The sequence below is a fragment of the Myxococcus sp. RHSTA-1-4 genome, assembly GCF_020037125.1.
Lineage (GTDB): Bacteria > Myxococcota > Myxococcia > Myxococcales > Myxococcaceae > Myxococcus.
The window spans coordinates 93,678-116,631 of record NZ_JAIQDG010000032.1 but is presented as its reverse complement, the minus strand read 5'-3'; the positions used below and the strand labels follow the sequence as shown (position 1 = coordinate 116,631).

General features: G+C 71.9%; 22 protein-coding genes. 8 read left to right on the top strand and 14 right to left on the bottom strand.

Going from position 1 to position 22,954, the window contains the following annotated elements; genetic code table 11:
* Positions 1 to 15 precede the first annotated feature (15 nt).
* Genes K8638_RS34360 through K8638_RS34350 form a run of 3 tightly spaced genes read right to left on the bottom strand, consistent with a single transcriptional unit; the run spans position 16 to position 1,763 of the window.
* On the bottom strand, positions 16 to 753 hold the full coding sequence (locus K8638_RS34360) for a molybdopterin-binding protein (protein ID WP_223758921.1): 738 nt from the start codon (positions 751 to 753) through the stop codon (positions 16 to 18).
* Positions 754 to 771: 18 nt separating this feature from the next.
* A complete protein-coding gene (gene tmk / locus K8638_RS34355; protein WP_223758920.1) occupies positions 772 to 1,428 on the bottom strand; it encodes a dTMP kinase in 657 nt (218 codons plus the stop codon).
* The gene (locus K8638_RS34350; protein ID WP_223758919.1) at positions 1,425 to 1,763 is read right to left on the bottom strand and encodes a hypothetical protein; all 339 of its coding nucleotides are present in this window, start codon (positions 1,761 to 1,763) and stop codon (positions 1,425 to 1,427) included. Before K8638_RS34350 ends, tmk begins: the two co-directional genes overlap by 4 nt.
* 210 nt (positions 1,764 to 1,973) lie before the next feature.
* Between K8638_RS34350 and ribB the strand changes: the two genes are divergently transcribed.
* Positions 1,974 to 3,125, top strand: a complete 1,152-nt coding sequence (gene ribB, locus K8638_RS34345; protein ID WP_370644198.1) for a 3,4-dihydroxy-2-butanone-4-phosphate synthase — start codon at positions 1,974 to 1,976, stop codon at positions 3,123 to 3,125.
* 45 nt (positions 3,126 to 3,170) lie between these two features.
* Here ribB and thrC read toward each other — a convergent pair whose 3' ends face one another.
* The 5 genes from thrC to greA all read right to left on the bottom strand — a co-directional run bounded on the left by thrC (position 3,171) and on the right by greA (position 9,294).
* Positions 3,171 to 4,496: a threonine synthase gene (thrC, locus tag K8638_RS34340; RefSeq protein ID WP_223758917.1), complete on the bottom strand. Its 1,326-nt coding sequence runs from the start codon at positions 4,494 to 4,496 to the stop codon at positions 3,171 to 3,173.
* Positions 4,497 to 4,502: 6 nt separating this feature from the next.
* Positions 4,503 to 5,072, bottom strand: a complete 570-nt coding sequence (locus tag K8638_RS34335; protein WP_223758916.1) for a hypothetical protein — start codon at positions 5,070 to 5,072, stop codon at positions 4,503 to 4,505.
* A gap of 107 nt (positions 5,073 to 5,179) precedes the next feature.
* Positions 5,180 to 5,818, bottom strand: coding sequence for a protein-L-isoaspartate(D-aspartate) O-methyltransferase (locus K8638_RS34330; RefSeq protein WP_223758915.1), 639 nt, complete (start codon positions 5,816 to 5,818; stop codon positions 5,180 to 5,182).
* 13 nt (positions 5,819 to 5,831) lie between these two features.
* Positions 5,832 to 8,663, bottom strand: coding sequence for an ATP-dependent DNA helicase RecG (recG, locus tag K8638_RS34325; protein ID WP_223758914.1), 2,832 nt, complete (start codon positions 8,661 to 8,663; stop codon positions 5,832 to 5,834).
* 112 nt (positions 8,664 to 8,775) lie between these two features.
* A complete protein-coding gene (gene greA / locus K8638_RS34320) occupies positions 8,776 to 9,294 on the bottom strand; it encodes a transcription elongation factor GreA (RefSeq protein ID WP_223758913.1) in 519 nt (172 codons plus the stop codon).
* 184 nt (positions 9,295 to 9,478) lie between these two features.
* Between greA and K8638_RS34315 the strand changes: the two genes are divergently transcribed.
* The 6 genes from K8638_RS34315 (at position 9,479) to K8638_RS34290 (ending at position 15,884) form a co-directional block, all read left to right on the top strand.
* Entirely contained in the window at positions 9,479 to 10,009 is a 531-nt protein-coding gene (locus K8638_RS34315) for an FHA domain-containing protein (protein ID WP_223758912.1), read from the top strand.
* 122 nt (positions 10,010 to 10,131) lie between these two features.
* Positions 10,132 to 10,536 (top strand): MGMT family protein, encoded by a 405-nt coding sequence (locus K8638_RS34310; protein WP_223758911.1) that lies wholly within the window; start codon positions 10,132 to 10,134, stop codon positions 10,534 to 10,536.
* 84 nt (positions 10,537 to 10,620) lie between these two features.
* Positions 10,621 to 11,175, top strand: coding sequence for a D-alanyl-D-alanine carboxypeptidase family protein (locus tag K8638_RS34305; protein ID WP_223758910.1), 555 nt, complete (start codon positions 10,621 to 10,623; stop codon positions 11,173 to 11,175).
* A gap of 113 nt (positions 11,176 to 11,288) precedes the next feature.
* Positions 11,289 to 13,532 carry a DUF4139 domain-containing protein gene (locus K8638_RS34300; protein ID WP_223758909.1) on the top strand — a complete coding sequence of 748 codons (2,244 nt, stop codon included), beginning with the start codon at positions 11,289 to 11,291 and terminating at the stop codon, positions 13,530 to 13,532.
* The gene (locus tag K8638_RS34295) at positions 13,532 to 15,088 is read left to right on the top strand and encodes a mucoidy inhibitor MuiA family protein (protein ID WP_223758929.1); all 1,557 of its coding nucleotides are present in this window, start codon (positions 13,532 to 13,534) and stop codon (positions 15,086 to 15,088) included. The genes K8638_RS34300 and K8638_RS34295 overlap by 1 nt, the downstream gene beginning before the upstream one ends.
* 94 nt (positions 15,089 to 15,182) lie before the next feature.
* Complete coding sequence (locus K8638_RS34290; protein WP_223758908.1) at positions 15,183 to 15,884, top strand: hypothetical protein; 702 nt, start codon at positions 15,183 to 15,185, stop codon at positions 15,882 to 15,884.
* Positions 15,885 to 15,899: 15 nt separating this feature from the next.
* Here K8638_RS34290 and K8638_RS34285 read toward each other — a convergent pair whose 3' ends face one another.
* A complete protein-coding gene (locus K8638_RS34285; RefSeq protein ID WP_223758907.1) occupies positions 15,900 to 17,057 on the bottom strand; it encodes an FAD-dependent monooxygenase in 1,158 nt (385 codons plus the stop codon).
* Positions 17,058 to 17,079: 22 nt separating this feature from the next.
* Positions 17,080 to 19,311: a transporter substrate-binding domain-containing protein gene (locus tag K8638_RS34280; protein ID WP_370644197.1), complete on the bottom strand. Its 2,232-nt coding sequence runs from the start codon at positions 19,309 to 19,311 to the stop codon at positions 17,080 to 17,082.
* Positions 19,312 to 19,436: 125 nt separating this feature from the next.
* Here K8638_RS34280 and K8638_RS34275 point away from each other — a divergent pair, with 125 nt between their 5' ends.
* Positions 19,437 to 20,030 carry an HD family hydrolase gene (locus K8638_RS34275; RefSeq protein ID WP_223758906.1) on the top strand — a complete coding sequence of 198 codons (594 nt, stop codon included), beginning with the start codon at positions 19,437 to 19,439 and terminating at the stop codon, positions 20,028 to 20,030.
* Positions 20,031 to 20,047: 17 nt separating this feature from the next.
* On the opposite strand, the gene K8638_RS34270 is transcribed toward K8638_RS34275, so the two are convergent.
* The 4 genes from K8638_RS34270 to K8638_RS34255 all read right to left on the bottom strand — a co-directional run bounded on the left by K8638_RS34270 (position 20,048) and on the right by K8638_RS34255 (position 22,813).
* Complete coding sequence (locus K8638_RS34270; RefSeq protein WP_223758905.1) at positions 20,048 to 20,896, bottom strand: MBL fold metallo-hydrolase; 849 nt, start codon at positions 20,894 to 20,896, stop codon at positions 20,048 to 20,050.
* A gap of 8 nt (positions 20,897 to 20,904) precedes the next feature.
* Entirely contained in the window at positions 20,905 to 21,276 is a 372-nt protein-coding gene (locus tag K8638_RS34265) for a hypothetical protein (RefSeq protein ID WP_223758904.1), read from the bottom strand.
* 158 nt (positions 21,277 to 21,434) lie between these two features.
* The gene (def, locus tag K8638_RS34260) at positions 21,435 to 22,037 is read right to left on the bottom strand and encodes a peptide deformylase (RefSeq protein ID WP_223758903.1); all 603 of its coding nucleotides are present in this window, start codon (positions 22,035 to 22,037) and stop codon (positions 21,435 to 21,437) included.
* Positions 22,038 to 22,072: 35 nt separating this feature from the next.
* Positions 22,073 to 22,813, bottom strand: a complete 741-nt coding sequence (locus K8638_RS34255; protein WP_223758902.1) for a ferritin-like domain-containing protein — start codon at positions 22,811 to 22,813, stop codon at positions 22,073 to 22,075.
* Between the last annotated feature and the right edge of the window lie 141 nt (positions 22,814 to 22,954).

The window sequence follows — 22,954 nt, the reverse complement described above, 5'->3', positions numbered from 1 at the left end:
TGCGGGCGGCGGGCGCTACTCCCGCCGCACCACCGCGCCCTCGGGCAGGCCAGCGACGATTCGCTCCAGGGCGTCGTCCACGGCCCCACTCTCGGCGGACTCCACGGTGACCTTCACCCGGTAGTCCTTGCCCGGGTCGAAGTCCGGGTAGGAGCCGATGGCCACGTGCGGCATGTCCAGCGCCACACGGTCCAGGATGGCGGCGATCTCACTCTCCCCCAGACGCAGGTAGAGGCAGCGCAGCACCACGGGATTGCCGCTCAGGCGTCCAAGCACCGTCTCCAGCTGCATCCTGAAGAGCTGCGGCACTCCGGGCAGCAGGTACACGTCGTCCACCGTCAGCACCGGGTACCAGGTGCCCGCCTGGGGAATCAGCACCGCGCCCTCCGGCGCGTCCGCCAGCCGCATGCCCTCCGGTGTCACCTTCCCGCCGGGCGCCCGCGCGGTGATGAGCTCCACCATCTCCGGCAGACGCACCACGGGCCTGCCCATGGCCAGGGCCACCGCGCGCACCGTGACGTCGTCATGCGTGGGGCCGATGCCTCCACTGGTGAAGACGTAGCGCGCCCGCTGCCGGGCCCGGGCCACCGCGCTGACGATGGCGTCCACGTCGTCCAGGACGATTTCCATCGAGTGCAGGGGGATGCCCACCTCGCGCAGCCGCTTGATGAGGTGGGGGCCGTTCAGGTCCTGGACCTTCGCCGTCAAGACCTCGTTTCCGATGATGACCGCCGCTGCACCGGTGCGCTCCATGGGAGGCCGGACTCTAGCTCAGCGCTTCCGGCCGAGCAGCTTGCGGATCTCCCTCATCGACGCGTCCGTCACGGCCTCGATGCCCTGCTCGCCGTCGATGTGGACGATGCGCTCCCGCTTCGCGCGCAGCTTGATGGCGGCCATGTACTGCTTTGCAATCCGCCGCTGCGCCTCGTCCGCCTCGAACAGCTCCGGCGCCCCGCCCCGTACCGCGCGCCGGCGGGCCGCCACCTCGGGCGCCACGCCCACGAACAGCGTCAGGTCCGGCGACACCGCGCACGCGTTCACCGCGTCCACCCACTCCATGGGCAGCGATGCCCCCTGGTACGCGAGCGACGACAGCACGTAGCGGTCACACAGGACGACCTTGCCCTCCGCCAGCGCCGGCAGCACCCGCGCCGTGAGGTGGTCCGTCCGGTCCGCCGCGAACAGCAGCGCCAGCGTCTCCTGCGCCAGCGGCCCCGCGCCGCCGGGCATCCCCAGCCGGCCTGTGAGGGCCTGGCGAATCAGCGTACCCACGGGCCCATCGGAAGGCTCACGCGTGGTGAGCACCCCGTGCCCCTCCGCGCGCAGGAGGGCCGCCAGCCGCTCCACCTGTGTGGTGGTGCCGGCACCGTCGAGTCCCTCCAGGACGATGAACCGCCCCTTCCGGGCGGCCTTGCGCGCGGCGCTCACCGGGGCAGCAGCGCGGCGGGGTCGTCCAGCCGGAGCTGGCGGCGCAGCTCCAGCATCGACTCGTAGCCCTTCAGTTCCTCCGTCAGCACCTTGCGGCCCGAGCGGTATCGGCTGAACGCGTACACCAGCAGCCCCAGCGACAGCAGGGCCGCGCCCCACGCCAGCAGCGGCGTGCGGAGGGAGTCGTAGAAGAGCTTCCCCGCGGCCCCGCCAATCAGCAGGGCGGCGATGGTGGACACGCCCGCGTGGGCGAAGTGCGTCGTGCTCTGACGGACGGACAGGCTCTCCTGGAGCTGGTCGAGCTGGGTCCGCAAATCCTGGGTATCGGCGCTCATCACGGGGCGCGGACCCTACCTCAGCCCGCCCCCTCCGTCGAGTCGCCCCCCTGGCCTGCGGCCGACCGTCGGCGCTCCAACGACTCCCACCCGGCCGCCCGCTCTCCCACCGGGAAGCCACGCCCGCCTCATCCCCTCCATCACCGGGACGCAGGGCTCCCAACAGGTTGCCTTGCGAGCCCGGGCCGCGCACGCTACAGCGTCCCCGACATGCAGCCCTCCCGGCGAACCGACACGTCCATGAGTCACGACTCCCAGCTCTCCTCCATCGAGGACGCCATCCGCGACATCCGCGACGGCAAGTTCGTCATCGTCGCCGACGACGAGGACCGCGAGAACGAGGGTGACCTCATCATGGCGGCGGAGATGGTGACGCCGGAGCACCTGGCCTTCATGGTCCGCCACACCAGCGGCATCGTCTGCCAGCCCATGCTGGCCGAGCGCCTGGACGCGCTCCGCCTGCCGCAGATGGTGGCGGACAACACCGAGTCCCACCGCACCGCCTTCACCGTCTCCGTGGACTACCGGCACGGCACCTCCACCGGCGTGTCCGCGGCGGACCGCGCGAAGACCATCCGCGCGCTGGTGGACCCGAACAGCAAGGCGGACGACTTCCTGCGCCCCGGCCACATCTTCCCGCTCCGCTACCGCGAGGGCGGCGTGCTGCGCCGGGCCGGCCACACCGAGGCCACGGTGGACCTGTCCCGCCTCGCGGGCCTGGAGCCCTCCGGCATCCTCTGCGAGTTGGTGAAGGACGACGGCACCATGATGCGGATGCCGGACCTGCTGGCCTTCTCCCGGCAGCACAACCTCAAGGTCATCACCATCGCCGACCTCATCGAGTACCGCCGCCGCAAGGACCGGCTGGTGCGCCGCGAGCCCGGCCAGCACACCGTCACCACCCGCTACGGCGAGTTCACCGCCCTCACCTACTCGTGGCTGCCGGACAACGCGAAGTCGCTGGTCCTCGTGAAGGGCGACCCCGCGTCCAAGCCCAGCGCGCTGGTGCGGCTGCATGCCGCGTGCGCCATGGGTGACGTGTTCGGCTCCCCGTCCTGCAACTGCAACGTGCTGCTGGACCAGGCGCTCGCGCGCATCGCCCGCGAGGGCACCGGCGTCCTCGTGTACCTGCCCGGCATGCACGGCGACGACTTCGGCATCCACCACAAGCGCCACAGCGATGGCAGCAGCGGCCCCTCGCGCGGTCCGCAGGAGTCGAGAGACCTGGGCATGGGCTGCCAGATCCTCAACGACCTGGGCGTGCGCTCGCTCCAGGTGATGACCAACACGGACATCACCTACCGCGGCCTCGCGGGCTTCGGCCTCACCATCGAGAAGCGCGTGCCGCTGCTCGCGGACTGAGGCACGGAGGGCCCCGGCTCCACGGGGCCCCCTCGGTGGACCTGCTCAGCCCAGGTCCGCCAGCGCGCCGCGCACCGCGTCCAGGTTCGCGGGCAGCTCCACCGGTGGATTCGCGTAGCGGCTCGTCACGTCCGCCAGCGTGCCGCGGTGGTAGCCCACCTTGAAGTCCGCGAACTTCAGCCCGTGCGCGGTGGAAATCACCGCCACGCGCGAGCCCCGCGCAATCACGCCCTGGGCCACCAGCTTCTCCAGCGCCGCCAGCGCCACGCCCGTCTGCGGACAGGTGAAGGTGCCCTCGCGGTCCGCTCGCGCCGCCGCGTTGGACAGCTCGGACTCGGTGGCTTCCTCCACCACGCCATCGAAGGCCTTGAGGATGCGCACCGCGCGCTTGAAGGACACCGGGTTGCCAATCTGGATGGCGGACGCCAGCGTCTTCTCCGCCTGCATCGGCAGCAGCTCGCGGAAGCCGCCCCGGAAGGCGCGGGCCAGCGGATTCGCGCGCTGGGCCTGCGCCACGGCGATGCGCGGCCGGCGGGTGATGAGTCCCAGCTCCAGCATCAGCTCGAAGCCCTTGCCCAGGGCGCTGGCGTTGCCGAGGTTGCCTCCCGGAATCACCACCCAGTCGGGAGGCTCCCAGCCCAGGTCCTGGCACAGCTCCACGGCCACCATCTTCTGGCCCTCGATGCGCAGCGAGTTCATCGAGTTGGCCAGGTACAGCCCCGTGTCCGCCGTCACCGCCTGCACCAGCTTCATGCAGCCGTCGAAGTCCGTGTCCAGCGACAGCACCCGCGCGCCGTTGGCGATGGGCTGCACGAGCTGCGCGAGCGACACCTTGTCGCGCGGCAGGAACACCACCGCGGGAATGCCCGCCGCCGCGCAGTAGGCGGAGAGCGCCGCGGACGTGTCCCCCGTGGACGCGCACGCCACCGCGCGCAGCGGCACACCCTTCGCGCGCATGTGCTTCACGGCGGAGACCAGGACCGTCATCCCCCAGTCCTTGAAGCTCCCCGTCGGCGAGACGCCGCACTCCTTCAAATCCAACGCCGCCAGCCCCAGCTCCGCGGCCATGCGCGGGAGCGGCTTGAGCGGCACGCGCCCCTCGCCCAGGGACACGATGTCCTCGGTGGGGAGCTGCGGGTACGCCCACTCGCGCTTCCCCCAGACGCCCGAGCCATCCGGCAGCCGCGCCGAGCCGAAGCGCGTCTCGAAGCGGCGCTTCCACTCCGCCGCGGGCACGGAGCGGAGGGCCGCCACGTCGTGCGACACCTCCAGCAACCCACCGCAACGCGGGCACCGGTATACGACCTCCAGCAGCGAGGCACGGAAGTCACAACCCTCGCTGCACGCGTACTCCGCACGAAAGTCCGGCATGGGTCCTCAAGCCTCCGCCTGGGAACGTGTCCCGCACTCCGCGCAGGCCTTCCCGGGCCGCACCGGCGTATGGCACGTGGGGCAGGCCGTCCACTGCTCATCGTCCCCGCCGGGGCGCTTCGCACCGGCCACCGCGTTCGCCGCCGGGCGCGCCCGGGGCAGCCGCATGCCACAGCGGTCGCAGAGCAACCCATCCGCCTGCACGTTGCGGCAGTACCGGCAGACGACGGCGCCCGTGGGGGCGGCGGTGCGCACGCCATCGTCCTGCGCGCGGCCGGTGTCCAGCTCCAGCAGGGGCGCCACCGGCACGGCACCGGTGTCCCCCGCGCGCGTCAGCTCCAGGTCGGGCACCACCTGGGCCGGAAGGTCCGGGCCCGCCTTCTGGCGTGTCTGGTCCAGCTCGGGCAGCGCGGCGACCTGCACCGGCGCGCGGCCGCCCGCGTGGGGCGTCAGCTCCAGCTCCGCCAGCGGCGCCACGGGAGCCGCGTCGGGCGCGGGCGCGGGGAAGACCCGGCCACAGACGTCGCACTCGGTCCCCTCGGGCTGAACGTGGTCACACAGCGGGCAGATGATCATGGTGCGCGAACGTTAGCGGGCCGCCGCTCTCGGGAGCAACGCGACTTCCGACCCTCCATGGGCGTGCGGGCAGGCTGGCGGCGGGTCAGCCCCCACCCAAGCCGCTCTCACCCGGTGGGATGGGCCTGCCCCGTCATGGGGACGAAGCGCACCGACAGCAGGCGCTCGACGGTGGGCAGCTCCCCCTCCTTCCGGGAGCGCTGGATTCGAAGCAATTCCTGGGCGCCCCCCAGGGGCCCCACGGGGAGGACCATGCGCCCGCCCCGCCGGAGCTGGGCCAGCAGCGCCAGGGGCACCTCGCTGGGGGCGGCGGCGGCGAGGATGTCATCGAAGGGCGCCTGCTCGGGCCAGCCCAGCGAGCCGTCCCCGCACCGGAAGTACACGTTCTCGAAGCCCAGCCGCCGCAGCAGCCTGCGTGCCGAGAGGGCGAGCTGCGGGACGATTTCCACCGTGTACACCTCGCGGCAGAGCAGCGCGAGCACCGCCGTCTGGTAGCCGGACCCCGTCCCTATCTCCAGCACGCGCTCATGTCCCTTGAGCTGGAGTGCCTCGGTCATCAGCGCCACGACGTAGGGCTGGCTGATGGTCTGCCCGTGGCCGATGGGCAGGGGCACGTCCGCGATGGCCTCGCCGCGCGCAGGCTCCGGGACGAAGTCGGAGCGCTCCAGCCGGGCAATCGCCTCCAGCACGCGCCGGTCGCGGATGCCCCGGTCGGCCAGGAATCGAGCACGTCCCCAATCGCCCATGGGATGACAGTAGTCATCCCACCCGGGCCAGGGCGAGGCGGCCTTCCCACCGCTCCTCCAGCGCCTTCACCAGTCCCTGGTGCTCCCGGGCCTCGAGGTCGGGGTCCTGCGCGAGGATGCGCCGGGCCTCCGACTGGGCCATGGACAGCAGGTCGCCGTCCCTCGCCAGGTTGGCCACGGCCAGCTCGGGCAGGCCGCTCTGGCGCGTGCCCAGGAACTCACCGGGCCCTCGAATCTCCAGGTCCTTCTCGGCGATGACGAAGCCGTCGCTGCTGCGCTCCATGACGCCCAGGCGCTCGGTGGACTCCCACGAGCGCGCGGCGCCGGCCACCAGGAAGCAGTAGCTCGCGGCCGCGCCACGGCCCACGCGGCCCCGGAGCTGGTGGAGCTGCGACAGGCCGAAGCGCTCGGCATGCTCCACCACCATCACCGAGGCATTGGGCACGTCCACGCCCACCTCCACCACGGTGGTGCAGACGAGGAGGTCCAGCCGCTTCTCGCGGAAGTCCTCCATGACGGCGTCCTTCTCCTCGCCCTTCATCCGGCCGTGCAGCAGCCCCACCCGGGCCTGGGGGAACACCTGCCGCAGCTTCTCCACGCCCTGCGTCGCGTCCTGCAGGTCGAGCTTCTCGGACTCCTCCACCAGCGGATACACGACGTAGGCCTGGTGGCCCCTGGCCAGCTCGGAGGCCACCGACTCGTACACGCGGGAGCGCTGCTTGTCGGTGAAGACCCGCGTGCTGATGGGCGTGCGCCCCGGCGGGAGCTGGTCGATGACGGACAGGTCCAGGTCCCCGTACAGCGTCATGGCCAGCGTGCGGGGAATGGGCGTGGCCGTCATCACCAGCACGTCAGGCTTCGGCCCCTTGCTCATCAGCGTGTGGCGCTGGATGACGCCGAAGCGGTGCTGCTCGTCGATGACCACGAGCCCCAGGCGCTTGAAGGCGACGTCGTCCTGGATGAGCGCATGGGTGCCCACGGCCAGGTGGATGTCCCCGCGGGCCACGGCGTCGCGGCGCTCGCGCTTGGACTTCGCCGTGCCCGCCGCGCTCACCAGTCCCACGCGGTAGCCCAGCGGCTCCAGCACCTTGCGGAAGTTGCGCTCGTGCTGCTCGGCGAGAATCTCCGTGGGTGCCATGACGGCGACCTGGTAGCCGTCCTGCAAGGCGACGAGCGCGGAGATCATCGCCACCGCCGTCTTGCCGCTGCCCACGTCGCCCTGCACCAGCCGGTTCATGGGCTCCGGGCGCGCCATGTCCCGGGCAATCTCCTGCACCACGCGCGCCTGGGCGTCCGTGAGCTGGAACGGAAGCGCGGCGCGGGCGGTGTCCAGCCGGGACGGGGACACGTCGAAGGAGATGCCCTCCTCCGCCTTCACGCCCTGGCGCTTGAGGGCCATGCCGAGCTGGAGGAAGAACAGCTCGTCGAACGCGAGGCGCCGGTGCGCGGGGCTCTGGTGCGTGTCGAGCGCGTCCAGGTCCGCGTCGCCGGGCGGGAAGTGGATGAAGCGCAGCGCGTCCGGCAGGCCCATCAGGTCCAGGCGGCGGCGCAGGTCCATGGGCAGCGGGTCCTCCAGCGCCTGCGCGTACTTCTCCCCCACGAGGGCGGCCAGGTCGCGGAAGGAGCGCTGCTCGGCGCGCTCGAAGCCCGGGTAGATGGGGACGATGCGGTTGAAGTGGACGGAGGAGGACTCCAGGTCCTCGGCGGGCTCTATCTCCGGGTGGGCCATCTCCCGGCCGCTCATGGTGGCGCGCACCTCGCCGGAGAGGACGATGCGCTTGCCCACCGTGAAGCGGCTCTTCAGCCACGGGCCCGCGTTGAAGTACGTGGCGGCGATGCTGCCCGAGCGGTCTCCCACGACGGCGCGGAACATGCGCCGGCCCTGGCGGCTCGGCACGAAGTCCGCGAGCTTCACGATGCCCACGGTGACGCCGCGCTGGCCGGGCTCCAGCTCGGCGATGGTGCTCAACCGCCGGCGGTCCTCGTAGCAGCGCGGAAGCAGGAAGAGGATGTCCCCGAGGCGGCGCAGCCCCTTCTTGTTGAGGGTGGACACCAGCCGGGGCCCGAGCCGCTTGTCCAGCGACTTCAGCGGCATGGACAGCGGCCCCGTGCGGGGGGCGATGGACAGCAGCTTCGCCTCGGAGCGGGACGCCTCGGCCGCCGCCTCGCGCTTCTTCTTCCGCTCCGCCTTCTCCTTCCGCGTCTTCGCGCCGGGCGTGGCCTCCACGCCGGTGTCGACGAGCGAGGCCTGCCTGGGCGCCCGGGCCGGGCCCTTCGCGGGAGCACCGGGCGTTGAAGGGGCGGCGCCAGGGCCGCGCGCGCTGGTAACGGGCGCGGACTTCCCCCGGGGCGCCGGAGGCAGGGGCTCGACGGACTTCCACGGAGGCACATAGCCCGGCGGCGTCGTGCCGGAGTCACCGTCTTGCACCAGCGGCCTGGGGATGCCCTGGGCCGGTGTGGCGCGCGGCCGGGGCTTCGCTTCCGGCTCCAGCACACCTTCCCGCAGGAGCGTCGGCGCGGCCGTTTCCGCCTCGGATGGGGCTCCGGCGCGAGCTCCACCCCCACCACCCGTCACGCCCTCCAGCTCCACGGGAAGCACCACGCCGCTGAGCTTCAGTCCGGCCACCACGCGCCGCAGCGCGGCCTTGCGGCGCTCGGGGGCGGGGTCGTCCACATAGGGCAGCGCGGCGCGCAGGTGTGCCAGGGCCTGGGCATCCACGCCACTTGCCCCGGCAAGGGCGCGCTCCAGCACCGGGCGCAGCCCTTTCACGGTGGCGAGCATCGCGAAGTCGCGCTGGCACGCATACCGGAGAGGTCCAACGAGGCTGGCGAGCGGATGGTTCACGCGCGGGTCTCGTCGCTCATCCTACGGAACAGGGGTGACGTCTCCCAGAAAACGAGACCGGGGGAGCGAGCCCGTGCCCGCTCCCCCGGCAGCTCCCCGAAGGGAAATCGGCTCAGCTCTCTCCGGCCGGCGTGCCGTCGTCCGGGTCCTCGAAGCGGATCTTCGTGACCTCCAGCTCGCGCGTGCCGCCCGGGCTCTGCACGGTGGCGATGTCGCCCACCTTCTTGCCAATCAGCGCGCGGGCCACCGGCGAGGTGACGGCGATCCACCGCTTCTTCAGGTCGGCCTCCAGCTCGCCCACGATGCGGTACGTCACGGGCTTGTCCGTCTCCGTGTCCACGAGGTCCACGGTCGCACCGAAGACGACCTTGTCGCCACCCAGTTTGGCGGGGTCAATGACCTCCGCGCGCGCAATCCAGTCATTGAGGTCCAGGATGCGGCCCTCGATGTGCGACTGCTTCTCCTTCGCCGCGTGGTACTCGGCGTTCTCGCGCAGGTCGCCATGGGCGCGGGCGACCTCGATCTCGCGCGAGATCTTCCCCCGCTCCACGGACTGGAGGTGCTTCAGCTCCTCCTTCAGCTTGCGCAGTCCGGACGGGGTCATCGGGATGTTGTCGCTCCCGCTTGCCATCGACAGCTCCTTGGTTCCACCACTCCCAGGTTCAATAAATCGAGGGCCGGCGCTCCTCCCGGAGCCCGGCCCCCACCACGAAAGCCCCAATGTAGGGAACGACTGACAAGTTGGTCAATGAAACCCGTACAGGGAATCGTCGGCCGCACTGTGCGCACGCCTCGCGACCCGGTAGGCTGCCCGCGTGCTGTCCGTCCAGGAACTGCGCGCGCTCGCCGCCACCCTGCCTACCTCCACCTTCAAGCAGCAACTCGGGCCCTTCGCGCTTATCCAGCGCCCACCGTCCGAGGCCGCCACGGCCGTGCTCGCTCCCACGCACATGGCCTCGCCCGAAGTCATCGAGCAGGGAATGCTGTCATTGCTGTTCGAATTCGAACACCTGCGGGTGGCCACGCTGCCTCCGCTGGCGGCCACGGACCGGCTGCGCATCGGCCGGCGCATGGACTGCGACCTGGTCATCGACGACCCGTCCGTCTCCAAGATGCACGCGGAGCTGCGCTGGAACGAAGCCCAGCAGCGCTGCACCGTGCAGGACCTGGGCTCCACCAACGGCACCTTCCTCAACGCGCGGACGCTGGGCGGACGCGAGGCGGTGCTGCGCGACGGCGACATCCTGAGCTTCGGCAACGTGCAGTTCTGGTACCTGCTGACGGAGACGCTGCACGAGCGGCTGCGCTCGGGCGAGGCCACCGGGCTGGGCTCCCGGAGCGGCTGACGTCCGGACACTCCATTGGACGCGGGACGTCCAGGAGACCCCACCCGCCCGGTTGTGCCCTTGACGCCCAACCCATTACACGGCATTCCGCCGGGGAGACCTTCACGGGCCAGGAGGGCGCCATGTCCACGCCACCGCGCGACGAGCGCGAGCTCTACGAGCGCATCTACACCGTCGCCGAGCAGGTGCCGCACGGCCAGGTGGCCACGTATGGCGACATCGCCACCATCGTCGGAGACGGCTGCGATGCCCGCATCGTGGGCCATGCGCTGGGCGCGCTCGGCGCACGCGCCCGGACGGTGCCGTGGCAGCGCATCATCAACCGCACTGGAGGCATCAGCACGTCGGGCCACGGCCAGCGTGAGTTGCTGGAAGCGGAGGGTGTCGCGTTCGACGAGCGCGGCCACGTGCGGATGGACGCGCACCACTGGGCGGGGCCCAGCGAGGAGTGGGCCCGCGCCCATGGCTTCCAGACGCTCCCGCGGCGTCCCGGGAGCGCGCCGGACGCGCAGCTCCGACTGTTCTGAAGGCAATCGCCCGCCTCCCCGCCTGCTTGCCTCCGGGAATGGACGAGAGAGAGTCATGTCCTGGCCAACCGGCCGGAATCCAACATGCCGCTCGCGTTTCTCCGCTGGGGTGTCCTCATCCTCGTGTGTCTGATCGCGCCCGCCGCCCTCGCCGGAGAAGCGAAGAAGCTTCGAAGGCCGAAGGCGAAGAGCACGAAGTTCGTCCGCCTCAAGGGCGGCGAGCTGCTCCATCATGCCGCCGCCGCCGCGTTCCAGCGCATGAGCGCGCGGGCGCGCGAGGAGGGCGTGTTCCTGCGTGTCACCAGCGGCTACCGCTCGCGGAGGGAGCAGCGCTGGCTGTACGAGCGCTATCGCAAGGGACTGGGGCCGAAGGCGGCGCGGCCCGGCCGCTCCAACCACCAGCGAGGCCTCGCGGTGGACCTCGTCGTGGGAGGCGTCACCTCGTTCACATATGAGTGGCTCACCTCCCACGCGTGCCGCTTCGGCTTCCGGCGCACCGTGGCCTCGGAGCCGTGGCACTGGGAGTACCGCCCGCACACCACGCGAGGCCCCGCCGAGGGCCAGGACTGCCTGGGCCGGGACATGGCACCGGAGCCCGCGCCCACGGCCACGCCCGTTGCCAGGCAGGACGCGAGCTGATCGGCGCGCCACCGGCGCCGGCTGGGTGGCCCTGGACGAAGAGTCCGGAGGGAATGATTTCCACCGCCCATCTCGACTAGGGTGTGCCCCTCTTCTTCGGGTGAGGGGGGCTCATGCTCGTCGTGCCGTCCATCCTGGATGCGGTCACCGTCCACGCGGAGGGTGCGCTCTGTACTCGCGTGGCCACCGTGCTGACGGAAGGTGGCCGCCTTCCCACGCAGGTGCGCATCAACGGCCTGCCGCTGTCGCTGCGCACCGGCTCGCTGCGAGCGTCCGTGCTGCAAGGCCCCCCGGGGCTCGTGGTGCGAGACCTCCGGCCCGCCTTCGACGTCCAGCTTCCACCCGAGGTGGACGTCCCCGCCGAGCAGCGCGCGCTGGAAGAGGCTCAGGCCCGGCTCGACGAGGTGTCGGCGGCCCTGCTCAGGGTGAATCGCGACCTGGGCGCGGTGACGAAGCTCTCGTTCGCGTTCCCACCGCGAAAGAAGGACGACTTCCAGCCGCGAGGCGCCCCGCTGGCCGCGATGCTGTCGCTCACGTCCCTGGTCGACTCGGAGACGGGACTCCTCAACGAGCGGAGGCTGGACCTGGAGCGCCAGAAGCGCGACGCCGAGGCCGAGGTGGAGCTTCGCCGGCAGCGCCTGAACGAGGCCTCCACGGCGCTGCGAGGCCAGCGTGCCCGCGTCTACCGCGCCGCCATCCTCACCCTGTCCGAGGCCATGCCCGTGGAGCAGGGCGCGAAGCTCGCGCTCGAGTACGCCGTGCCGGGCGCGCGGTGGGTCCCCACCTATGACCTGAAGCTGCCGCGCACGCTGGAGGAAGGCACGCTGCGGATGCGCGCCTCCGTCCTCCAGCGCACCGGCGAGGACTGGACGGGAGTGCGGCTGTCCGTCTCCACCGCGGACCTGGACCGGCGCGCGGAGGTGCCGGAGCTGAAGGCGCTGCGCATCGGCCGCCGCCAGCCACCTCCGGCCCGCTCCGGCTGGCGCGAGCCCCCGCCCGGACTGGACGAGCTGTTCTCCGGCTACGACGCCACCCGCCTCCCTCCGAAGCCCGAGCCGCCCGCGCCCGTTCCCGCGCCGCAGGCCGTCGCCGAGAAGCCGGCGGCGGAGCCGCTCATGGACACGTACGCCGAGCGTCGCCCCGTCGACCGGGACGAGCTGATGTCGCCCACCGGCTCGTTCCAGAACGTTCCCCCGCCGCCGTCCATGGCGCCGCCACCGCCCATGGCCCCGGCTTCCGCGGCCCGGCCTGCCCGGTCGGCCGGCGCCCTCCCGGCCCGTTCCCGTTCCGAGGCGCCCAAGATGAAGAAGCGGGGCGGGGCCCCTTCGAGGTCGATGGACCTGGGCGGAATGGACCTCATGGAAGCGCCCGAGGAGGAGGCGGAGGCCGCCGCTTTCGCCCCCGGTGGCGGAGGGGCGGGCGCCGACGGTGGGGCCCTCGAGGAGCGTCAGGCCGCGCGGCTGGAGCCCTCCGACGCGCTGCTGGACTATGACCGGCTGGAGCTGGCGCCCGCGGACGACCCTGGTGCCCGTGGCCGTCTGCGCCCCCGCCCCGCCTTCGTCACCCGCGAATTGCTGGCGCTGGCGGCGGTTCACGTCCACATCGACATCGCCGCGCTCGTCGCCGTGAGCGAGCAGGAGGTGTCCACCATCTGGCAGGCACCGCCGCCCGCCTGGTCCGTGCCCCCGCGCAAGTCCTCGCCGCACTTCGACGCGCGCTTCGACGTGGAGGCGCGCGCGGACGTTCCCTCGGACGGGGTGTGGCACACGATACCGGTGCTGTCGGTGCCGGTGGGCCTGTCCGCCGAGTACGTCTGCGTGCCGTCGGTGGAGGCCCGCGCCTTCCGGACGGTGCGCGTGGAGAACCGGACGCCCTACCCGCTGCTGGCCGGGCCGGTGGACGTCACGCTCGGCGACGAGTTCCTGATGACGTCCCCCCTGCCCACCATGGCGCCCGGGTCGACCCAGCGTCTGGGCCTGGGCGTGGAGGAGTCCATCAAGGTGGCGCGCAACACGCGCTTCGATGAGGCCACCGGCGGCATCTTCGGTGGCGCGACGATGCTGACGCACCACGTGTCGGTGGAGCTGGCCAACCGGCTGTCCAACCGCGTGCTGGTGGAGGTCTGCGAGCGCGTGCCCGCGGTGCCCTCCGGCTCGGAGAAGGACATCAAGGTGGAGGAGATGGAGGTGGCGCCGGTGTGGCAGAAGCGCACGCCGCTTCCCGGCGAGGACCCGGTGGAGGGAGAGCGTGCATGGCGCGTGGTGCTCCAGCCCGGTGAGGCCCAGACGCTGAAGGCGACGTGGACCGTGAAGATCCCCGCGAGCAAGATGCTCGGGGGCGGAAACCGGAGGACATGATGGGCGCCCCCCTTACCCTGCCCGTGGTCAAGGTCACCGTCCTCGAGGACCGGGCGCTCATCGAGCGGCGCGGCGAGGTGCCGCTCGCCACCGGAGCGCAGCGGCTGGTCATCGAGGGGCTGTCACCGCTGGCGGTGGACCGCTCCCTGCAGGCGAAGCTGGCCGGCGGCACCGTATCGCAGGCGCGCATCCGCCGCGCATTGAAGCCCTACCGCCCCGAGGCCCAGCGCGAGCACCGCACGGAGCTGGGCCGGCGCGTGGCGGAGCTGGAGCAGGAGCAGCGGCGCGCCGAGGCGGAGGAGGAGCGGCGGCGGCACCGGTACACCCTGCTCTCCCACGCCCATGACGACGTGCTGCGCGCCATTGCCGAGGATGCGGGGAGCGGCCAGGACCGCCCGGACGTATGGCGGGAGCAGCTGGCCACCATCCGGCGCGAGCTGGACGCGGCGGGCACGGCGCTCCGCGCGTCGAACCGCGAGGTCATCCGGGGCCGGGAGCGTCTCCAGGAAGCGCGGAGCGCGCTGGCGGCCACCGAGCAGGAGGAGCCGCGGCTCGACGTGCACGCCGAGCTGGAGGTGGGCCATCCCGCGGGCGGCTCGGCCACGCTGTCCCTCACCTACCTGGTGCCCTGCGCGGCCTGGCGCCCGGCCTACCGCGCCACGCTGGAGCGCGGGGAGCGGGGCGAGACGGTGACGCTGGAGTGCGAGGCCGTGGTGTGGCAGCGCACGGAGGAGGAGTGGAAGGACGCGGAGCTGGCCTTCTCCACGGCGCGGCCCACGCTGGGCGCCTCGCCGCCGCGGCTGGTGGAGGACTGGCTGTCGCTGCGCGACAAGACGGAGCGCGAGAAGCAGGTGGTGGAGGTGGCCATCCGCGAGGAGGTCATCCAGACCACGGGCGAGGGCGGCGCGGCCCGGCGCGAGGAGGCCCTGCCCGGCATGGACGACGGCGGCGAGGCACTGACGCTTGCGGCGCAGCACCGCGCCACCGTGCCGCCCGACGGTGAGCCGCACCGCGTGCCGCTGTTCCGCTTCACCGCGTCCGCGGCCTCCGAGCTGCTGGCCTGCCCGGAGCAGTCGCCGCTGGTGCACCGGGTGGCGCGCTTCGACAACACGGGCCCGTCCGTGCTGCTGGCGGGGCCGGTGGACCTGGTGCGCTCCGGCGGCTACGTGGGCCGCGCGCAGCTCCGCTTCACCGGCAGGAGCGAGCGGGTGAAGCTGGGCTTCGGCAGCGAGGACGCGCTGCGAGTGGCGCGCAGGGACGAAGAAGAGATGGAGACGAGCCGCCTCACTGGACGCCGCGTGCGCACGCAGCGGGTGCGGCTGTACCTCTCCAACATGGGCGCCCGTCCGGAGACGGTGGCCCTGGAGGAGCGGATGCCCGTCTCCGAGGTGGAGTCCGTGGAGGTGATGCTGTTGAGGGAGGGCACGAAGCCGGCCCCGGCCCGCGTCAGCGAGGACGGCATCATCCGCTTCGAGCTGACCGCGCCCCCCCGCTCGCAGCAGGAGCTTTCACTGGCCTACACAGTGACGAGCGCGTCGAAGGTGGCCGGCCTCTGAGGGAGCCCCATCCTTCCACCGCGCAACAGCCGTTTGGGCATGGCCCTTCCACCGTGATACGGGCCGTGAGCATTCCCTCGGGAGGAGGAACCCCATGAGACTCGTTCCCGCGCTGCGCGCCCTCGGACTGCTGGTGTCGCTCGGCCTGCCTTGGTCCGCCCTGGCCCTGGAGGCGCCGCTGGAGGATGAGGCCCCGCGCCGGTTGCCGCAGCTCGCGGTGGAGGTGGGCGGCTTCATGTCCCGGATGCAGCATCCGTCCACGCTCATCCCCACGTCGCGGCAGCAGACGCGCACGGTGGAGTCCCGGAACAACGCGGTGCGGCTGACGGGCGGGATTCACTTCAACATCCTCCGGGGCTCCGGCCGGGACGACGTCTGGTGGATCAACGGCATCGACTGGTACTTCGCCAATGCCGTCGACGTCCTCGCGTTCCGCCCGGGGTTGGAGAAGCGGCTCTCGCTGTCGCGGCGGCTGACGCTCGGGGTGGCGGCGTTCGGCGGCGCGGCCGAGGTCTCCGTGCCCACCGGGCAGATCAACCAGAACCAGCCGACCGACCCGGGCGGCGGGCTCTCGCCGGGGGACAACTTCTACGAGGGCCGCGCCCGGAAGTGGATCTTCGGCGCGGGCGGCATGGCCTCGCTCCAGTACTCCTTCGGGCGCATCGTCTACACGCGCGTCCAGGCGGGCTACACGCAGTACTTCCAGAAGGCGGACGACTTCCGGGTGGGCTCGGAGGGCTTCTCCGTCTCGCTCAGCGGGCCGTTCGCGGGGGCCCTGCTGGGGGCGAGCTTCTGACGCTCCGCGCTCCGCTCACGAGACGGAGCGCACCAGGTCCCGCACGCCACGGGCGGCGAGCGACTCGGGCATGAGCCGGAAGAGCGTGTCGCGCAGAAAGCGGCCGATGGGGCTCTCCAGCTGCGCCATGCGCCCCAGCCGCCAGGATTGGGACACGATCTGGTTGGCGCGCTCGCGGCGGCGTTGCTCGTAGGTGGTGAGGGCGGCCTCCACGGCATCGCCACTGGCCAGACACTCCGACAGCACCACGGCATCCTCGATGGCCTGACAGCCCCCCTGCCCCAGGTTGGGCGTCATGGGGTGCGCGGCGTCGCCCAACAGCGTCACCCGGCCCCGGCTCCACCGCGTCACCGGTGGCCGGTCGTGGATGTCCGTGCGGACGATGGCGTCCTCCGGCGTGGCGGCGAGCAGGTCCGCGATGGGGGCGTGCCAGCCCGCGAAGAGCGCTTGCAGCCGGGCACGGGCACCACCGGGACCGTCCTGCCCACCGGGCGGTGCGTTGAGCGTGGCGAACCAGTACACTTGCCCCGAGCCGATGGGGACGACGCCGAAACGGGCGCCGCGGCCCCAGGTCTCCGAGACCAGGCCCGGGCGTACGCTGGGGACCTCCGGAGCGATGCCGCGCCAGCTCGTGTAGCCGGAGTACCGGAGCGGCGCGTCACCGAGCAGCCCGCTCCGCACCGCCGAGCGCAAACCATCCGCGCCCACCAGCACGTCTCCCGTGGTGGTGCTCCCGTCGGACAGCGTCACCGTCACGCGGTGGCCGTCATCCTGGAAGCCCGTGACGGCGCGTCCGAGCCGGACGTGCTCGGGGCCGGCGTGCTCCAGCAGCACGGACTGGAGCCGGGCCCGGTGTAGGCACACCAGGGGGGCGCCCAGTTCCTGTTGCAGGCGCTGAACCGGAAGCCGGGTGATGGGCGCTCCTGAGGGATGGAGGATGGCGCTGTCGCTGGGACTGGCGCCTGCCGCGGCCACGGCGTCGCACAGGCCGATGCGGCGCAGGGCCACGGCCGCGTTCATCTGGACGACGATGCCGGCGCCGACCCACCGCAGTGCATCCGCCCGCTCGAAGACGGTGAAGGAGATGCCCGCGCGACGGAGCGCGCAGGCCAGGGTCAATCCACCGATTCCGGCACCGGCGATGAGGACGTGTCTGGAGGGCTGGGTGTTCACCAGCCGTTGTTGTACCAGGAGTTCAGCGCTGCACGATGGCGGTGTAGTTGCCGTAGCGCGTCTGGATTTCCGACACGTACTTCACCGGCTCCGAGCCCCGGCAGTACCCGTGGCGCGCGCGCCGGTAGAACTTCGGCTTCTCCAGCAGGAGCATGGTCTTCTCCACGTTGCCGAACCACCGGTTGGGGTCCAGCCCCTGCTCCTGCGCCAGGCGGCGTGCGTCGAGCACATGCCCCAGCCCCGCGTTGTAGGCGGCGAGCGCGAAACGCAGACGCTGCTTGAAGGGAATCTCCGGAGCGATGCGCCCGATGAGCTGGTGCATGTACTTCACGCCCGCGTGGATGCCCTGGTCCGGGTCCTCCAGCTTCTTGAAGCCCATCTCCTTGCCCGTGGCCGGCATCACCTGGAAGAGGCCCTGCGCCCCCACCCAGCTCCGTGCTTTCGGGTCGAAGCGGCTCTCCTGGAACATCTGCGCCACCATCAGCCGCCAGTCCAGGCCGTAGCGCGCCGAGTACGTCTGCACCAGCGGGTCATACGGGGAGATGGCTCCCGAGCCTGCCGCGGCCTCCACCGTGGCGGGCGCCTCGCTCCGGCGGCCCTCGAAGTAGCGGCGGCGCGCGATGTTGTAGTCGATGCCGCGATAGGTCTTCTGCACGAAGCCGTCGAGGAAGGCGCGCAGCTTCGGGTTCTCCTGGCGCACGGCGAAGGCGATGCCGTAGTGGCCGTCCTTCCCCGCCGGCGTGCCCTGCCCCGGCACCGTGAGGGCGGCCTCCACGTCGTCGCGGTACACCCGCTCCGCGGCGAGGATGTGGCTGTCCGTCACGGTGTAGGGAATCTCTCCGCGCGCCACCCGGTCGATGAGCGTCTCGGTGTCCATGTCCTCCGGCTCCTCGACGAGCGTGAAGCCGTGCTCCGCCGCCAGCGCGCTCAGCGCGGCGAAGTGGCTGGACGACCTGCGCAGGTGGATGGCCTTGCCCTTCAGGTCCGCCAGCGACGCGGGCTTCGGCGCCCCGGCGCGCTGCACGAGGACCTCGTCCACGTAGAGGTAGGGCTTGCTGAAGGCCACCTGCTTCGCGCGCTCCTCGGTGGCGGTGAGCGCGGCGGCGATGAAGTCCCCGCGTCCCTCCTTCAGCCAGGGAATGAGCTGCTCGTACGTGGGCGGCACCACCACCTCCAGCCGCACCTTGAGCGCCTCCGCCGCCAGCTTCGCCATCTGGTAGTCGAAGCCGGCCTGCTCGCCGCGGTGGAGGAAGTACGTGACGGGGCTGTTGCGCGTGAGGACGCGGAGCACGCCGCGCTTCTTGATGCCGTCCAGGTCCGCCGTGACGAGCCGCTCGCGGTGCTCGGTGAGGGCGCGCTCCACGAGGAACGCATCCAGCGCGGCGCGCAGCGCGGGGTTCTCCAGGCGCACGGCCCAGGCGAGCTGGCGCCCCTCGGCGGTGGGGAACAGCCCCTCCACGTCGGGGTTGTACGCCTCGATGGCCGCGAGCAGGTGGCTGTCCACCACCGTCAGCGGGCGCTCACCGCGAGACACCTGCCACGCGAGCTCCTCCGGATCGCTCGTCTCGGGCGCGGGCTCGATGACGAGGCCGGGAGCCTTGTCCTTCGCCAGCGCCTGAAGCGACGCGGCGAAGGTGGAGCTGGCGCGCACGTGGACGGTGCGGCCGGCCAGCTCCTCCGGCTTGCGAGGCAGACCCGGGGTGCCGCGCTTGCCCACGACGACCTCATTCACCCGGGCCAGCGGACGGGTGAAGGCAATCTCCTTCGCGCGCTCCGGCGTCACCGTCAGGTCCGCGGCGATGACGTCCCCGCGCCCCTCGCGCAGCAGGGGCATGAGCTGGTCGAAGCTCTGCACGGCGATGAACTCCACCGCCATCCCGTGCTTCTCCGCGAAGCGCTCCAGGAGCGCCCGGTCCTGCGCCTTGGGCATGCCCTGGCGCGGGAGGGAGTCCTCCTCGGTGCCGTCGATCAGCACGCGCAGCGTGCCCCGCTTGCTCAGCGCGGCGAGGTCTCCGGTGAAGGGAGGCTCGGGAGGACGCGCGGGCTCGGCCTGGGCGGCCCCGGCCGTCTCGGGTGCCGGCAGCACCTCCTCGGGAAACGGAGGGTCCTCCTGCTCCACGGCCGCGCTCGGAGGCGCGGGCGGCGGAGCGGGCTTCTCGGCGGGCTCCCGCTTGCAAGCGGCGGCGGTCACGAGCAGCGCGGCGGCAAGCAGCCACCGCGAGGACGACAGATTCCAGCGAAACGAATGCACCACGATGACTCCCCCTCCCGTGGCCCGCGGGGCGCCCGTCCTGGGACGGAAGCGCGAGGCCACCCTCGGCCCCACATCTATCCGATTTCGTGGGGCGGAATCATCCTCACCTGGAGTACGGATGACGCATGAAGACCAAGGCCGCGCCGCCCATTGCCCTGCTCCAGGGGCGGAAGACGCTCCCGCTCATCGAGACCTATTTCGAGCTGAACCACCTGAAGCAGCTCTTCCGCCAGGGCTGGCTGCGGGTAGGAATCACCCCGGAGCGGTGCGAGAGCGTGGCAGAGCACTCGCTCTTCGTCGCGCTGCTGGGCCTGTTCGTCGCCGAGGGCTACTTCCCGCAAGCGGATGCCTCCAAGGTCGTCCGCATCGCGTTGCTGCACGACCTGGGCGAGGCGTACGCCGGCGACATCACCCCGCATGACGGCGTGGAGCGCGAGGCCAAGCACGCGCTGGAGCGGCGCGCGGTGGAGACGATTCTCGGCAAGCTGCCCCGTGGCGCGGAGTACCTGGCGCTCTGGGATGAGTACGAGCACGGCACCTCCTTCGAGGCGCGGCTGGTGCGCCAGCTCGACCGGCTGGAGATGGGCCTGCAGGCGTGCGTGTACGAGCACCAGGGCGCGGGCGACCTCTCCCAGTTCTTCGCCTCCGTGGAGAAGGCGCTGGAGTCTCCCGAGCTGCGCGCCGTGCTCGCGGAGCTGGAGGCCCTGCGGCCCGCTTGAGCCCGCCCTGCCCCGCCTCAGCCGAACCAGCGGCCGGAGGCCGGAGCGAAGACGCGGACGCGCTCCTGGAGGGACGGCGGGAGACGGGCGCGGATGGTGGCCTGTACCTCCTCCGGGCCATGGGACTGGCTGAAGTGCATGAGCACCAGGGCCTCGCCCGTGAAGCGCTCGGCGCGCGCGATGACCTCGTCCAGGTGGAGGTGCCACCGCTCCTGCGCATCCTGCACGGTGTGGCGCGCATCGACGAAGGTGCACTCGAGGATGAGGACGCGCGAGTCGAGGAGGGACGGCTCCGTGTCCAGCACACGCGCGAGCGTGTCGGTGGCGTAGGCCAGCTCCAGCCGCTCCACCTCGTCGAAGAGGGCCTCCCCCGCCTGCCGTCGCCGGGCGATCTCCTGGGGTGGCAGGCCGTGGTGCTCCGGCCGCAGCTTGGAGATGCGGCGGAGGAACTGGTAGCCGAGCGACGGCACCGGGTGGTGCGTGCGGAAGGCGCGCACGAACAAGCCATGCCCGAGCGCGTGGACGTCTCCCGGACGCAGGGGGACGGTCCGCACCTCCATGGAGGTGTGGTGCAGGCGGGTCAGCACCGCGAGGGCTTCCTGGACGGGCGCCTCGATTTCCGCGGGCAGGAAGACCTGCGGCGGGCCCTTGCCGATGAGCCGGCGGATACCGAGCAACGAGCCGAGGCCGCTGGCGTGGTCCGGATGGGCGTGGCTCAGGAAGATACGGTCCGTGCCCGCGAACGAGCGGATGGGCACACCCACGTCGAGCACCGAGTCCAGCTCCGGTACCTGGAGCGAGGTGTACACGCCGCCGACGGAGATGCCTCGGACGGTATAGGGACCGGCCTGAACCTCGGTGAGCATCCGCGGGCTTATTGCGCGACTGGCTGGCAGCCGCAACCGCGGTCGTTGAAGAACGGCTCCTGACCGGCCTCGCAGTAGAAGCGGATCGCCGCGCACTGGTCCGGGTCCTTCGAGACGTATTGGCGGCCTCGCTGGGGCGCGTCCAGTCCGGACTCGGCGGTACAGATGCCGGAACAGTCGGCGCCGCTGTTCTTCGGGTCGCAGTCGTCCCTGGGGTCGTCTACGCAGGAATAGCCTTCGGGACAGGTGATGCCAGCGATGCCGCCACAGAAGGAGCCCTCGGGAGAGGTGGGCTCGGACTCCTGGGCGAAGGTGATGCCCATGGGCACGGCGAGCCAGGCGGCGGTCAGGAGGGCGAGCTTCTTCGCGTGGGGGGACATGCGGGGCTCCTTGGGGGTGGCCCGTGGGTGGGCATCAAAGGAGTGATGTCCCCGCACGCGGTCGGGGAGTGGCCCCGGCGCGGGAGTGCCTCCCCGCCTGCTGCCCTGACACCCGTGCCTCCGCGCATTTCGGGCGCGGGGGAATCAACGATTGCCCCCTACCCCTTCCGCTCGGGCAGCCCCAGCGCCGCGCGCACCTCGGCGGTGGTGCGGCCCGCGTGGAAGCGGCGGTGGTTCTCCGCCGTGGTGAAGCTCCGCGTCTCCATCCGGTCCACGTAGAGCGTGCCGTCCAGGTGGTCCAGCTCGTGCTGGAGGATTCGCGCGTACCAGCCCCGTGCGCTCACCGTCACCGGCTCGCCGTGCTCGTCCAGCGCCTCCACCCGCACGCCGCGCGCCCGTGGCACCAGGGCCGCGAAGCCGGCCACGCTCAGGCAGCCCTCGTGGAACTCCACGGGCGTCGGATCCTCCACCACCAGCCTCGGGTTGATGAGCACGTGGAAGGCCACCGGCACCCGCTCGCGCGAGGCCAGGTCCGCGGGGGACAGGCCCGCCTGGTACTCGGCCCGGTCTTCCACCACCACCAGCCGCAACCCCACGCCCACCTGCGGCGCCGCCAGCCCCACGCCGGGCGCGTCGCGCATCGTGTCGCGCATCAGCTCGATGAGCCGCTTCACCTCGGGACTGGCGATTTCCTCCGGAGTGAGGTCACGCGCCTTCTGCCGAAGCACCGGCTCCCCTGTCTGGACGATCTTGAGCACCATGCCCGCTACCGTAGCAGGGACACCGGCCATGCGAGCTACGCTCCCATCGCGCCGCGGCGCTCCAGCCACTCCCGCCCGGGCGCCGTGTCCACGCCGAAGCGCTCCAGGCCCGGGAACACCACGTCTCGCAACGCGCGCACGAAGGTCTCCCGCTTGCGCGTATGCGGCAGCACGCCGTGCTTCAGCAGCGCGGCGCTCTCCTCCTCCGGCGTCCCCGGTGCGAAGAGCCGGGGCGACACGCTTCCCTCCAGCATCGCGGACACATGACGCGCAAGGAACCCCGCCGCGCCTTCCGCGTGCTCGCGTGACAGCCAGGCCCAGCCGAGCCGGCTGTGCGCCACCTCGTCGCGAAGGATGTCGCGCAGCACCGCACGCACCCGGGGCGTCGCGTCCGGCACCAGCAGCGTCGTCAGCACCGCGGTGCTCTCCGTCTCGGTGATGCAGCAGGCCGCGACCAGCTCGTAGAGCACCCGCTCGCGCAGGGCCATGCCCGCGGGAGCCACCTCCTCCACCGCCAGCGGGGCCGGTGGCAACTCCACCTGACCGTAGGCCCGGGCGAGCAGCTCGCACATCCCGGCGTGCCGCCGCTCGTCCTCCGCCGCGCGCCGGGCGAGTGCCACAATCGGCTCGGGCGCGCGCAGCTGTGCGAGCTGCTCCGCCAGCCGCGTGAAGCGCAGCTCCGCGTCCAGCTCCACCTGCCGGCGAAAGGTCCAGGCCTCGGCGACGAGCCGCCGGACCGGGGTCTCCAGCAGCTCCGGTTGAGCGTCGCTCACCATCCTGGCACTCCACCGCCGCCTGGCTCCCCAAAGCCCGCGTCGCTTCCCGAGGGGCCCCGCTGCCCCGCGCCTCCCACAGTCGGGTTGCGGGTCATGTCTTGGAGCAGCTTCCGGTAGTCCATCGCGGCCCTGAACCTTTCC